Here is a 12,916-nt window from a genome sequence, read left to right on the forward strand (position 1 = left end):
GGGATTGACCCCATTTTGTCCCAGCTGACGGTGCTAGCTTTCTGAGCTGATCCGGCGAGTATGGCGAGCGACGACGACTGAGATACGGAGCAACTGACCAATGGGCCGTGCGGATGCGCGAAAGGCCCGGCAGCGTGGGTCGCGCCGGGCGCAGGGAAAGAGGAGTGGCATACGCCGCTTCTTCACCTTGAAGAAGGTGCTCGGTACGTTCTTCGGGCTCTGCCTTCTGGGCATGGCGGGCTTCGTGGCCATGTACATGTTGATCGAGATACCCCCGGGCAATGCCTCGGCGAAGACGCAGAGCAACGTCTACAAGTACAGCGACGGCTCGATCCTGGCCCGTACGGGCAGCGGTGAGTACGCCCGCGAGAACGTCGCGCTGAAGGACATTCCCGAACCGGTCCAGAAGACCTTCGTCGCCGCCGAGAACATGTCGTTCTACGACGACAACGGCATCGACTTCAAGGGCACCGCCCGAGGACTGATCAACACCCTCAGCGGCAAGGGCAAGCAGGGTGGCTCGACGATCACCCAGCAGTACGTGAAGAACTACTACCTCACGCCCGAGCAGACGGTCTCCCGCAAGCTCAAGGAGCTGGTGATCTCGCTCAAGGTGGACGACAAGTACAGCAAGGACACGATCCTCCTCGGGTACATCAACACCAGCTACTACGGTCGCGGTGCCGCCGGGATCCAGGCCGCCGCCCAGGCGTACTACCGCAAGGACGCCAAGAACCTCACGGTCGAGGAGGGCGCCTACCTGGCGGCCCTGCTCCAGGCGCCCAGCAGCTACGACGTGCTCAGCGCGACGCCGACGAACAAGAAGCTCGTCATGGACCGCTGGAACTACGTCCTGGACAACATGGTCAAGATGGGCAAGCTGGACCAGGCCAAGCGGGCGCAGATGACCTTCCCGATGCCCAAGCCGGTCCAGGTCGCCCCCGGGCTGAAGGGCCAGACCGGCTACATCGTCGAGGCCGCCCAGCAGTACCTGAGGGTGCGCGGGAAGATCACCGAGGAGCAGCTCGCGGCCGGTGGCTGGACGATCACCCTCAACATCGACAAGAAGCGGCAGCAGGCCCTGGAGAAGGCCGTCCACCGGCAGCTGGAGTCCAAGCTGGACCGCAAGGGCAACAAGGTCGACGCGACCGTCCAGGCCGGTGCCACCTCCGTCGACCCCAAGACGGGCGCGGTGGTCGCGCTGTACGGCGGCGCCGACTTCCTGAACCACCAGATCAGCAACGCGACCCGCACCGACTACCAGCCCGCCTCCACCTTCAAGCCGTTCGTCTTCGCGGCGGCCCTGGAGAACGGCTCGGAGACGCAGGACCGCGAGCCGATCACCGCCAATACGGTCTACGACGGCACCAGCAAGCGGAAGGTCGTCGGCAGCGACATCCCCTTCGCCCCCCAGAACGAGGACAACCGGAGCTACGGCGACATCACCGTCCAGGAGGCGACCGCCAAGTCCGTCAACTCCGTCTTCGCGCAGATGATCGTCGACGTCGGCCCGGCGCTGACGAAGGAGACCGCGCTCCGGGCCGGCATGCAGGACCGGGGCGGATTCGGCGCCACCCCCGCGATGTCGCTCGGCACCATGAGCGCGAACACCATGGACATGGCGGGCGCGTACGCCTCCCTCTCCGCGCACGGCCGCAAGGTCACCCCCTCGATCATCAAGTCGGCCGAGCACAAGGACCAGCCGACCTTCACACCGGAGAGCATCAGCGACTCCGGCGGCCTCAGCCGGCAGACCGCCGACACCGTCACCTCCGTCCTCCAGAACGTGATGAAGGAGGGCTCCGGCCGGAAGGCCGACAGTGACGAGTACCAGGCGGCCGGCAAGACCGGTACCTCCGAGGAGAACAAGTCGGCCTGGTTCGCCGGGTACACCCCCAAGCTGTCCACAGCGGTCGCGCTCTTCGGCCAGGACCCCAAGACCGGCAAGCAGGTCAGCCTCACCGGCACCGCCCACGCGGGCCGCGCCAACGGTGGCGGCTTCCCCGCCCAGATCTGGCGCGACTACACGCTGGGCGCGCTGAGCGAGAAGGACAAGGCGGCCGAGTTCGACCTGGAGGTCAAGGAGGGCGCGGACTACCGGACACCGCCCCCGCCGCCGCCCACCACGACCGCGCCGACCACCCCGCCCCCGGTGACCGAGCCGCCGAAGAACACCGAGCCGCCGAAGCACACCCCCGACCCGCCCAAGCACACGCCGCCGCCGAGCCAGACCAAGCCCCCGCCGGACGGCGGGGACCCGGGCAAGGACCCCGATCCCGGCACGGACCCGGGCAAGGACCCGGGCACCGATCCGGGCACCGACCCGGGCAAGGACCCGGGCACCGATCCGGGTGGTGGCCCCGGCGGCGATTCCGGCGGCCAGGGCCCGGGCGGCGACAACGACCCGTGGAACCCGAAGCCGTAGGGCCGTAAACACGGCATGACATGACACGGCACGGCACGACAGGACAGCGGCAGGCGGCACCTTTCCGGTGCCGCCCGCCGCTGTCGTGCGTCGTGCGTCGTGTGCCGCGCGTCGCGACTTCCGCTAGCGGAACTTCGCCGCGATCCGCTCGCCCAGCTCCTTGTCCACGTTCCGCCAGTAGGCGAACGCCCGCTCCAGGACGGGAGCGCTCACCCCGTCCGACAGATGTCCGGCGATGTTGTTGACCAGCCGGTCGCGCGCCGCGTCGTCCAGTACGTCGCGCACCAGCGTGCCCGCCTGGCCCCAGTCATCGTCGTCACTGCGCAGCGTGTACGCGTGGTGGACCATCTCGCCCGCCGTCGCCCAGCCCGCCGGTTCGCCGAAGCGCGCCGTCTCGGCCGCCGGGCCGCCGTACGAGTTGGGCGCGTACACCGCACCCGTGCGCGACGGCTCGTACCGCATCGGCCCGTCCTTCGCGTACGAGTTGACCGGCGAGCGCGGCCGGTTCGGCGGCAGCTGGAGGTAGTTGGGGCCGATCCGGTACCGGTGGGTGTCCGGGTACGAGAACAGCCGGCCGAGCAGCATCTTGTCCGGCGAGGGGCCGATGCCGGGCACCATGTTCGACGGCTCGAAGGACGCCTGCTCGATGTGGACGAAGAAATCCTCGGGGTTCTCGTTGAGGGTCATCCGGCCGACCTCGATCTCCGGGTAGTCCGCGTGCGGCCACACCTTGGTGAGATCGAAGGGGTTGAAGCGGTAGTCGGGCGCGTCGTCGAACGGCATCACCTGGACGTAGAGCTTCCAGCTCGGATGGTCGCCGCGCTTGATCGAGTCGAACAGGTCCCGGCGGTGCACGTCACCGTCGGTCCCCGCCATCGCGTCGCCCTCTTCCTGGGTGAAGAACTCGATGCCCTGCTCGGTCTTGAACCGGTACTTCACCCAGAACCGCTCGCCGCCCGCGTTCACCCACATGTAGGTGTGCGAGCTGAAGCCGTCCATGTTCCGGTACGTCTTCGGGATGCCCCGGTCGCCCATCAGCCAGGTCACCTGGTGGGCGGACTCCGGCGACAGCGTCCAGAAGTCCCACTGCATGTCGTGGTCGCGCACCCCGCTGTCCGGGCGGCGCTTCTGCGAGCGGATGAAGTCCTGGAACTTCATCGGGTCACGGACGAAGAAGACCGGGGTGTTGTTGCCCACCAGGTCGTAATTGCCGTGCTCGGTATAGAACTTCAGCGCGAAACCGCGCGGGTCGCGCCAGGTGTCCGGCGAGCCCTGCTCACCGGCGACCGTCGAGAAACGGGCCAGCATGTCGGTCCGCTTGCCCGGCTGGAAGAGATCCGCCTTGGTGAACTGACTGACGTCATTGGTCACCTCGAAGGTTCCGTACGCACCGGAGCCCTTGGCGTGCACCACCCGCTCGGGTATCCGCTCGCGGTTGAACTGGGCCATCTTCTCGATGAGGTAATGGTCCTGGAGCAGGATCGGCCCGTCGGGCCCGACGGTGAGCGAATGCTCGTCGCTCTCCACCGGGATGCCGGAGTTGTTGGTGGTGTACGGGGCGGTGCCCGGAGAATTGCGGGATGCCTCGGTCACGAGCGTCCTCCCGGAGATCGGTGGGGGAATGGGTCGCTACGTCCGACTGCCCCAGTGAACCGCTCCGACACGCTGTCGGCAACACTTGGACCCGGTCCAGCCTCGGACCGGGTCCTGTGCGCGCGTACCGTGCTCAGCCCGCGCTGAGCCCGTGCTCAGACCTGGCTCAGCCCTTGGGCTCCGGCCCCGAGCCCGGCAGCCCCACCTCGAACCAGACGACCTTTCCGCTGCTCAGCCGGGTCGCACCCCACTTGCGCGTCAGCCGGTTCACCAGGAACAGGCCGCGCCCGCCCTCGTCGGTGTCCCGCGCCCTGCGCTGCCTCGGCAGCTGCGGCGAATCGTCCCCGACCTCGCAGCGCAGTACGTCGGTGCGCAGCAGCCGCAGCGTCACCGGCCGCTCCGCGTACCGCACGGCATTGGTGACGACCTCGCTGACCAGCAGCTCCACCGACTCGCTGAGCTCCTCCAGGCCCCACCGCTCCAGCGCCCGCCGGGCCAGCCTGCGCGCCCGCCCGGGAGCCTGCTCCTCCGGTTCAAGGAACCAGTACGCGACGTCGCTCGGCGCGATCCCGTCGAAGCGGGCGGCCAGCAGCGCGATGTCGTCGTCCCGGTCCCCGGGCCCGAGCATGTCCAGCACGTCGTCGCAGAGGGCCTCCAGCGGCGGCGGATGGTCGGGTCCGGTCAGCTGGGCGGTGGCGGCGAGACGTTCCCTCAGCTGCTCGATGCCCGTCCACACGTCCCGCAGCCGGGACTCCACCAGCCCGTCGGTGTACAGCAGCAGGGTCGCCCCGGCGGGAGCGTCCAGCTCGACCGCCTCGAAGTCGACGCCGCCGACCCCGATGGGGGCGCCGGGCGGCACCCGCAGCACCTCGGCGCGCCCGCCCAGGTGCAGCAGGATGGGCGGCGGGTGTCCGGCGTTGGCGATGGTGATCCGGTGCGAGACCGGGTCGTAGACGGCGTACATACAGGTCGCCATGCGGTCCGTGCCCAGGCGCTGGGCCTGCTCGTCCAGGTGGTGCAGGACCTCCTGCGGCGGCAGGTCGAGTCCGGCCAGCGTCTGGGCGGTGGTGCGGAACTGGCCCATGATCGCGGCGGATGTCATCGAGTGCCCCATGACGTCGCCGACCACCAGCGCGACCCGGCTGCCGGGCAGCGGGATCGCGTCGTACCAGTCGCCGCCGACCCGGGCCGTCTCGGCGGCCGGCAGATAGCGGGACGCCAGCTTCACGCCCGTCGGCCGGGGCAGCGAGTCCGGCAGCATCGTCCGCTGGAGCTCGTCGGCGATGTACGCCTCACGCCCGTACAGCACGGCCTTGTCGATCCCGAGCGCGGTGTGCGTGGCGAGCTGGGCGGCCACCAGCAGGTCGTTCCCCTCGAACGCGGCCCGCTCGGGGCGGCGCAGGAAGACGGCGGCGCCGATCACCCGGCGGCGGCCGCGGAGCGGGGCGAGTATCGCGCGGCGCCCGTCGGGCAGCGCGAGGTCCTTGCCGAGCAGCTCGGGCAGCGCGATCCGGGCCGCCGAGCCGTCGCCGAACACCGGCCGCACCCCGCGCAGCACCTCGGCGAGCGCACCCCCGGACAGCACCTCGCACAGCTGCCGGGCGGGCGAGACCTCGCCGAGCGCGGCGTCGAACTCGTCGCCCGGCACCCCCGCTTCGCCGAGGTCGCTGGTCCGCAGCCGGTCCGTACGCCGCAGTCGCAGGACGAAGGGCACCGCGGGCCGCTCGTCGCCGACCGGCAGCGGGTCCCGCAGATAGACCAGGATCGCGTCCGAGAAGGTGGGCACGGTGGCCCGGCACAGCCCGAGCACTATCTCGTCGAGGTCGATGCCCCGGGCGATCCTGCGGGTGGCGGCGCCGACGAAGCGCAGCCGGTCGCCCTCCCGTGCGGGCGGACCCGCGGGCGGTCCCGAGGGCGAGGGCACACCGGCGCCCGCGGCCACTTCGTCCCCCTGGTCCTGCCGGGGCCTGGCGCGCTCGTGCGGCCTGGCAACCAGGGGCTGCCGGCCTTCGTGCGAGGTGGACTGCTGCTCCGTCACGCGTGGGGTTCCGTCCGTCCGGGGAGCTTGTGCGCTGCAATCGCTGGTTGCGATATACCCGCTCTGCGGGCGGCGTCGACAGAACGGTGGCCTGTGAACGTTACAGACTCCCGCGCGTATCCGTGCGGGTTCGGGCATCGCTTCACAGATCCACCCCCTGTGGTGACATACGGTCAGGTCCTGCTCCACGCCCGGTAGTTACCGCTCGGCCCAGCCGGTACGAGCAATCCGGAGGACGATCCTACGGTTGGACCCTGGGGGCGCATCAAGAGTCTCACGTCGTCATGTGCGCCGGGGTGCGGTCCCAGTCATCCGGCAGCGGAGGAACCTCCCACCGGGGATCGGGCCGCCACCGCTCCCAGCCGTCCCGGAACGGCGCCCCCCAGGCCTCGATCTGCCGTACGGCGGCCTCGCCCGCCTCCCGTACCTCAAGGGCCCGCCGCTCGTCCAGCAGCCCGACCCGCCGCGCCTCCGCGAACTCGTCCTCGTCCAGCCACTGCCAGCGCCGGTCGGGCGCCACCGCGATGTCGAGGAAGTGGTCCTGGGAATCGACCCCGCCCGCCCACCTGACCTGCGGCTCCTCCAGATTCACGTACCAGTTCCTGAACTGCCACCCCTGGTCCCAGAACAGCCACACCGACCACGCGTCGCCGGGCCTGGCCAGCTTGAGCACACCGGTCCCGAACCACCGCGAGGTCGTGGTGGTCCGGGGCTTGGTGTAGCGGGTGGCCAGCGGTTCCTGGTGCACGGAACTCCCGTCCGCGAGCACCGGCTTGACGCACTCCGTCCCGGGCGCCATCCACACCGCCAGCAGCTCGTCGGTGTCCTGCACCACCGTCACGGGCCGGCAGATGTGGATGCGCGGGGTCGCGTTGTCCCGGTACCGCCAGAGGATCTGGTCGCCGGGAGCCCAGTGTGGGCTGATCGCCTCTTCCATGGATGGATCTTAGGAGGTGCCCCCGCCCTCCCGGCGGGGACTTACGGCTTCTGCGGCTCCTGCGGCTCCTACGGCTTCTGCGGCTTCGTCATGCTCAGGACGTCCAGGGCCGCGTCCAGCTGCTCCAGGGTGAGGTCGCCGCGTTCGACGTAACCGACCTCGATCACCACCTCGCGGATCGTCTTCCGCTCCGCCACCGACTTCTTGGCGACCTTGGCGGCCTCCTCGTAGCCGAGGTACTTGTTCAGCGGGGTGACCACCGACGGGGACGACTCCGCATACTCCAGGGCGCGTTCGCGGTTGGCGGTGATGCCGTCGATGGTGCGGTCCGCGAGCAGGCGGGTGGAGGTGGAGAGGAGACGGACGGACTCCAGGACGTTCTTGGCGATGACCGGGAGCATCACATTGAGCTCGAAGTTGCCGGACGCGCCCGCGATCGTGACCGTGGTGTCGTTGCCGGTCACCTGGGCCGCGACCATCAGCACCGCCTCGGGGATGACCGGGTTGACCTTGCCCGGCATGATCGAGGAGCCCGGCTGGAGGTCCGGGAGGTTGATTTCGGCCAGTCCGGTGCGGGGGCCGCTCGCCATCCAGCGCAGATCGTTGGCGATCTTGGTGAGGGAGACGGCGATGGTACGGAGCTGGCCCGAGGTCTCCACCAGACCGTCGCGGGCGCCCTGCGCCTCGAAGTGGTCGCGGGCCTCGGTGAGGGGGAGGCCGGTGGTGCGGGCCACCTCGGCGATGACGGCGGCCGAGAAGCCGGGCGGGGTGTTGATGCCGGTGCCCACCGCCGTGCCGCCCAGGGGGAGTTCGGCCAGCCGGGGGAGGGCGGAGCGCAGCCGCTCGACGCCGTAGCGGACCGCGGCCGCGTAGCCGCCGAACTCCTGGCCCAGGGTCACCGGGGTGGCGTCCATGAGGTGCGTACGACCCGACTTCACCACGTCCGCGAACTCCGCCGACTTCCGCTCCAGGGCGGCCGCGAGGTGCTCCAGGGCGGGGATCAGGTCGGTGGTGACGGCGGCCGTCGCGGCGATGTGGATCGAGGACGGGAACACGTCGTTGGAGGACTGGGAGGCGTTGACGTGGTCGTTGGGGTGGACCGGGGCGCCCAGGCGCTCGGTGGCGAGGGTGGCCACCACCTCGTTCATGTTCATGTTGGAGGAGGTCCCGGAGCCGGTCTGGAAGACATCGACCGGAAACTGGTCGTCCCAGTCTCCGTTCGCCACCTCGGTCGCCGCGTCCGTGATCGCGGACGCCAAGTCCTTTTCCAGCACGCCCAGTTCGGCATTGACCTTGGCCGCGGCCGCCTTGATGCGGGCCAGCGCCTCGATATGGGCGCGCTCCAGGTGCTGGCCCGAGATCGGGAAGTTCTCCACGGCCCGCTGCGTCTGCGCACGCCACTTGGCGTGCTCGGGGACGCGTACCTCGCCCATGGAGTCGTGCTCGATCCGGTAGCCGTCTTCAGTCGTCGTCATCGTGATTCCTTCGGATTTGATCCTTACAAGACCACGGCCTAGTTTGCGAACCGTGAAGTCCCCTGACGTGAAGCGGGCGTTCAAGTACCGCTTCCACCCGACCGATGCGCAGGCGGCCGAGCTGTCGCGCACGTTCGGGTGCGTGCGGAAGGTCTACAACCTTGCGCTGGCCGCACGGTCCGAGGCGTGGACCCGGCAGGAGCGGGTCAACTACAACACCACCTCGGCGATGCTGACGGCCTGGAAGAAGACCGAGGAGCTGGCGTTCCTCACGGAGGTGTCCAGCGTCCCGTTGCAACAGACGCTGCGACACTTGCAGACAGCGTTCACCCACTTCTTCGCCAAGCGGGCGAAGTACCCGCGCTTCAAGTCGAAGAAGAAGTCCCGCAGGTCCGCCGAGTACACCTCCTCCGGGTTCCGCTTCCGGGACGGGAGTCTCACTCTCGCGAAGATGACGGAGCCGCTGGACATCGTCTGGTCCCGTCCCCTGCCGGACGGTGCGAGTCCGTCCACGGTGACCGTCTCGCAGGACCCGGCGGGGCGCTGGTTCGTCTCCCTGCTGTGCGACGACCGGTCCGTGAAGCCGTTGCCCGGGCTGGACACGGCGGTCGGTATCGACGCCGGAATCACCAGTCTCCTGACGCTCTCGACCGGCGAGAAGATCACCAACCCGAAGTTCGAGAAAGCGGACAGGGTCCGCCTCGCCAGGGCCCAGAAGGACCTGGCCCGCAAGGCCAAGGGCGACGGGGCCAACCGGCGTAAGGCGCGTATCAAGGCCGCGAGGGTGTACGCCCGTATCGCGGACCGCAGGCGGGACCACCTGCACAAGCTGACCACTCGTCTCGTTCGTGAAAACCAAACGATCGTGATCGAGGACCTGACCGTCCGCAACATGGTCAAGAACCACAGCCTGGCCCGGGCCGTCAGTGACGCGGCCTGGCGGGAGATGCGCACCATGCTGGAGTACAAGGCGGCCTGGTACGGACGCGAGCTGATCACCATCGACCGGTGGTTCCCCAGCTCGAAGCTGTGCTCCGCCTGCGGCAGCCTCGCGTCGAAGATACCTCTGCTCGTCCGGACGTGGACGTGCGACTGCGGCATCACCCATGATCGCGACGTGAACGCGGCGAAGAACATTCTGGCGGCCGGGCTGGCCGTTTCTGTCTGTGGAGCTGGTGTAAGGCCTCAACGGAGTTCTCCGGGCGGGCAGTCGGCGACGAAGCAGAAAACCCCACGGCGCGAGCCGTAGGAATCCCCTCCCTTCGGGGAGGGGGGATGTCAACAGTGCGACACCTCCTGTGAAAGTTGAGCAGTTGTCCGGTTCTGGGTATTCCCATCTCGCCTACCGGCCAGTAAATACCTCGGATAATAACGAACCGGGGAGGCGCAATGGCGCGCACCAGGCACAGAAGCATCCGATGTTCCGTCGCGGCCGTCGTCGCGATGGCAGCGGCGCTCGGCGGTATGACGGCGACGACCACCGGCGCGGCCAACGCCGCCGCACCGGCGCCCGTACCTGCACCTGCACCTGCACCTGCATCCGCACCGTCCGCGAAGGCCGTCACCGCGAAGGCCGCCACCCCGCTCCCGCCCGAGCTGGAGGCGATCCGCGCCGCCGAGGCCACCAAGCTGTACGGCAGCCCCGCCGAGCGGCCCATGGGGGAGCGCAAGACCGGGCTCATCTCGCTGGGCGACAGCGAGATCTCCGGCGAGGGCACCGGGACGTACGAAGCCCCCACCAACGGCCCCACCAACTGGTGCCACCGCTCGCCCGACGCCGCGATCCACAAGACCGCCATCGCCGCCGACGTGACGTACAACGTCTCCTGCTCCGGCGGCTACACCGGCAACATCAAGATCGGCGGCAGCAAGCAGTACGCCGACGAGCTGGTGCAGAGCGACAACCTCGCCATCAAGGCACGCAACACCAGGATCAAGATGGTGGTGCTGGTCGCCGGGGCCAACGACGACCTCCAGTTCGGCCCGGTCATGACCGACTGCGTGACCCGCTACCTCACCCTCCAGGGCCCCTGTGAGCCCAAGTACGCGGGCGGCTGGCAGGCCAGGGTCGACGGCCTGGTGCCCAAGGTCGAGGGCGCCATCCGCGACCTGAAGACCACCATGACCAACGCCGGCTACGCGGACGGCGACTACAAGCTGGTCGTCATGGGCTACCCGAGCCCGATCGGCCCCGACTTCAAGGACAACCCCGACTTCCCCGGCAAGCTGGCCTGCGGCGGCCTCGGCTACGACTCCGACACCGCCTGGGGCCGCAACGTCGCGGTCCCCGCCTTCGAGCGCGGCATGCGCAGGGCGGCGGCGTCCACCGGGGTGACGTACCTCGACAACTCCCGCCTCTTCCACGGCCACGAGGTGTGCAGCGAGAGCACCTGGGCACGCGGCCTGTTCATCGACGTGACCAAGCCGGGCCCGCCGGACGCCAACTCGGTCCGCCAGTCCTTCCACCCCAACATCCAGGGCCACGCGGCCTTCGCCTCCTGCCTCACCCAGATCTACGCCGCGGGCGTACGTGAGGCCAGTTGCGCGGACCCGGCGTCCACCGGCAAGCCGGTGCTGACGACGGGCGCCTGGGACGACAAGTTCAAGCCACTGAGGAACGCGGCCACCGGCACCTGTCTGGACGCCCCCGGCTCCGTCACCCGCAACGGCACGGCGGTCGGCGGCTGGGACTGCCACGGCGGCCGCAACCAGGGCTGGTGGTACGACGACACGCAAGCGTCGCTGCGCACCGAACTGAGCCACGACCGCTGCCTGGACGTACCCGGCGCCAAGTACGAGCCGGGCGCCGGTCTCGTCCTGTGGAACTGCTCGGGCGCGGCCAACCAGAAGTTCGTACGGCAGGCCGGCACGCTCCGCCCGGCCGCCGCGACCGGACTGTGCGTCACCCTCTCGGCGGCAAAGGACCCGCTGAGGCTGAAGGCGTGCGACGGCTCGCCGAGCCAGCAGTTCGCGTAGCCCGGAAAGCCCGGTCCGGCGCGCGTGCGCCGGACCGGGCTCTTACCTTCACGGCATGATCACCTCACTCTGCGCAGCCGCAGCAGCAGCCCTGGCCGCGACCCTCGCCCCGTCCGCTGTTCCCCCGTCTCCTCCGTCTTTCCTGTCCGACACGGAATCCGTCCGCTCGTACTGGACCCCGGAACGGATGCGCGAGGCCGAGGCGTCCTCACCCCTGGACGCCGGACCACTCGCGCCCCCACCGCCCCCTCGTGCGCACGGCATCCCGTGGACCCTCTCCACCGCCCCCGTCGCCCACATCGGCCGGCTCTTCATGGTCCTGCCGGGCGGACAGAAGGCGACCTGCACGGCGGCCGTCGTGTACGCCAAGAACCGCGACCTGATCGCCACCGCGGGCCACTGCGTCCACCTCCGGGCGGCGGGCGGCGCGATGAAGTCCCTGCTCTTCGTCCCCGGCTACAGCAAGGGCCAGAAGCCGTACGGCAGTTACCCGGCCCGCTCGGTCGGTGTCGCCGACCTCTGGAAGGACTCCGAGGACCACAAGGCCGACTTCGCCTTCGTGGCCCTCGCCCCCGACGAGAAGGGCCGCCACGTCCAGGACGTCGTCGGCGCCCGCCGCGCGATCTTCGGCCGCACCCCCGCGGGCCCCCGCACCGCCTTGGGCTACCCGTTCCTCAAGCCGTACGACGGCGAGACCCTCCAGTACTGCGAGGGCAGGGCCACCGGGGTCACCGACCCCCGCCTCCTCGGCGGCAGCCAGCTGAAGCCCTGCCGCATGACCAACGGCGCGAGCGGCGGCCCCTGGTACGCCCGTACCTCCAACGGCGAGGACATCCAGGTCGCGGTCACCAGCTCCCGCCCGAAGGGCGAGGCGGACGTGGCCTGGGGTGCGGTCCTCGACGGCACGGCCCAGAAGCTGTACCGGGCGCAGTCGGCGAAGTGAGAGGAGGGCTCCTCAAGGCCCTAACCGCGAGGTAACCACCCACCAAATAGTGGGTGGTTGACCATGCCGCGCCACCGGGAGAGGCTCGAAGCAGCCCCGCTCCAGGGGCTCAGCCACTTCCCCCGTCCCCTCTCTCACCCGGTCGCCGAGGAGGCCGCCCCGTCCAGTTCCGCCAGTAGCTCCATGCGCCGGAGGCCCCACGCTCCCAAGGGTGCGAGGGCCTGGTTCAGTTCCTGCCCGATCTCGGTGAGCGAGTACTCGACGCGCGGCACGGCCGTGTCCTCGTACACCTTGCGGTGCACGATCAAGTCGGCCTCCATCTCGCGCAGTTGCTGCGTGAGCACCTTCTCGCTGATCCCGGTCAGCTCCCGGCGGATCGCTCCGAAGCGACGCGGCCGTTCGTGGAGTGCCCACAGGATCAGCACCTTCCACTTTCCGTCGACGACGTCTATGCCCGCGTCCAGCCCGCACTGATACGGAAAGTTCTTCAACTCACCACACCCGCCCCTCGCTTCGTCATGCCCTGCAG

At 69.5% G+C, this 12,916-nt stretch carries 9 protein-coding genes; 4 read left to right on the forward strand and 5 right to left on the reverse strand.

Features of this window, described 5'->3' with window-relative positions; translation table 11 throughout:
• The first annotated feature begins 100 nt into the window (after window positions 1-100).
• Window positions 101-2,425, forward strand: coding sequence for a transglycosylase domain-containing protein (locus ACZ5PB_RS24365; protein ID WP_468693836.1), 2,325 nt, complete (start codon window positions 101-103; stop codon window positions 2,423-2,425).
• Between the two features lie 123 nt (window positions 2,426-2,548).
• On the opposite strand, the gene ACZ5PB_RS24370 is transcribed toward ACZ5PB_RS24365, so the two are convergent.
• The 4 genes from ACZ5PB_RS24370 to ACZ5PB_RS24385 form a co-directional block, all read right to left on the reverse strand.
• Window positions 2,549-4,018: a catalase gene (locus ACZ5PB_RS24370; RefSeq protein WP_468693837.1), complete on the reverse strand. Its 1,470-nt coding sequence runs from the start codon at window positions 4,016-4,018 to the stop codon at window positions 2,549-2,551.
• A 166-nt stretch (window positions 4,019-4,184) separates the two neighbouring features.
• The gene (locus ACZ5PB_RS24375; protein WP_468693838.1) at window positions 4,185-6,194 is read right to left on the reverse strand and encodes a SpoIIE family protein phosphatase; all 2,010 of its coding nucleotides are present in this window, start codon (window positions 6,192-6,194) and stop codon (window positions 4,185-4,187) included.
• Between the two features lie 136 nt (window positions 6,195-6,330).
• Window positions 6,331-6,993 carry a cytidylyl-2-hydroxypropylphosphonate hydrolase gene (gene fomD / locus ACZ5PB_RS24380; RefSeq protein WP_468693839.1) on the reverse strand — a complete coding sequence of 221 codons (663 nt, stop codon included), beginning with the start codon at window positions 6,991-6,993 and terminating at the stop codon, window positions 6,331-6,333.
• Window positions 6,994-7,061: 68 nt separating this feature from the next.
• Window positions 7,062-8,468, reverse strand: coding sequence for a class II fumarate hydratase (locus ACZ5PB_RS24385; protein ID WP_468693840.1), 1,407 nt, complete (start codon window positions 8,466-8,468; stop codon window positions 7,062-7,064).
• A gap of 52 nt (window positions 8,469-8,520) precedes the next feature.
• On the opposite strand from ACZ5PB_RS24385, the gene ACZ5PB_RS24390 reads away from it, so the two are divergent.
• The 3 genes from ACZ5PB_RS24390 (at window position 8,521) to ACZ5PB_RS24400 (ending at window position 12,387) form a co-directional block, all read left to right on the forward strand.
• Entirely contained in the window at window positions 8,521-9,717 is a 1,197-nt protein-coding gene (locus ACZ5PB_RS24390) for an RNA-guided endonuclease InsQ/TnpB family protein (RefSeq protein WP_468693841.1), read from the forward strand.
• 140 nt (window positions 9,718-9,857) lie between these two features.
• Window positions 9,858-11,444 carry a ricin-type beta-trefoil lectin domain protein gene (locus ACZ5PB_RS24395; protein WP_468693842.1) on the forward strand — a complete coding sequence of 529 codons (1,587 nt, stop codon included), beginning with the start codon at window positions 9,858-9,860 and terminating at the stop codon, window positions 11,442-11,444.
• A 55-nt stretch (window positions 11,445-11,499) separates the two neighbouring features.
• Entirely contained in the window at window positions 11,500-12,387 is an 888-nt protein-coding gene (locus ACZ5PB_RS24400; protein WP_468693843.1) for a trypsin-like serine peptidase, read from the forward strand.
• Between the two features lie 134 nt (window positions 12,388-12,521).
• On the opposite strand, the gene ACZ5PB_RS24405 is transcribed toward ACZ5PB_RS24400, so the two are convergent.
• Entirely contained in the window at window positions 12,522-12,878 is a 357-nt protein-coding gene (locus tag ACZ5PB_RS24405; protein ID WP_468693844.1) for a winged helix-turn-helix transcriptional regulator, read from the reverse strand.
• Between the last annotated feature and the right edge of the window lie 38 nt (window positions 12,879-12,916).

The organism is Streptomyces sp. NPDC032721, from assembly GCF_055579625.1.

Excerpts from the sequence above, each read along its gene's own strand:
- ACZ5PB_RS24365 (WP_468693836.1), top strand. The coding sequence starts at position 101 with ATGGGCCGTGCGGATGCGCGAAAGGCCCGGCAGCGTGGGTCGCGCCGG.
- ACZ5PB_RS24375 (WP_468693838.1), bottom strand. The coding sequence starts at position 6,194 with ATGCCCGAACCCGCACGGATACGCGCGGGAGTCTGTAACGTTCACAGG.
- fomD (WP_468693839.1), bottom strand. The coding sequence starts at position 6,993 with ATGGAAGAGGCGATCAGCCCACACTGGGCTCCCGGCGACCAGATCCTC.
- ACZ5PB_RS24385 (WP_468693840.1), bottom strand. The coding sequence starts at position 8,468 with ATGACGACGACTGAAGACGGCTACCGGATCGAGCACGACTCCATGGGC.
- ACZ5PB_RS24395 (WP_468693842.1), top strand. The coding sequence starts at position 9,858 with ATGGCGCGCACCAGGCACAGAAGCATCCGATGTTCCGTCGCGGCCGTC.
- ACZ5PB_RS24400 (WP_468693843.1), top strand. The coding sequence starts at position 11,500 with ATGATCACCTCACTCTGCGCAGCCGCAGCAGCAGCCCTGGCCGCGACC.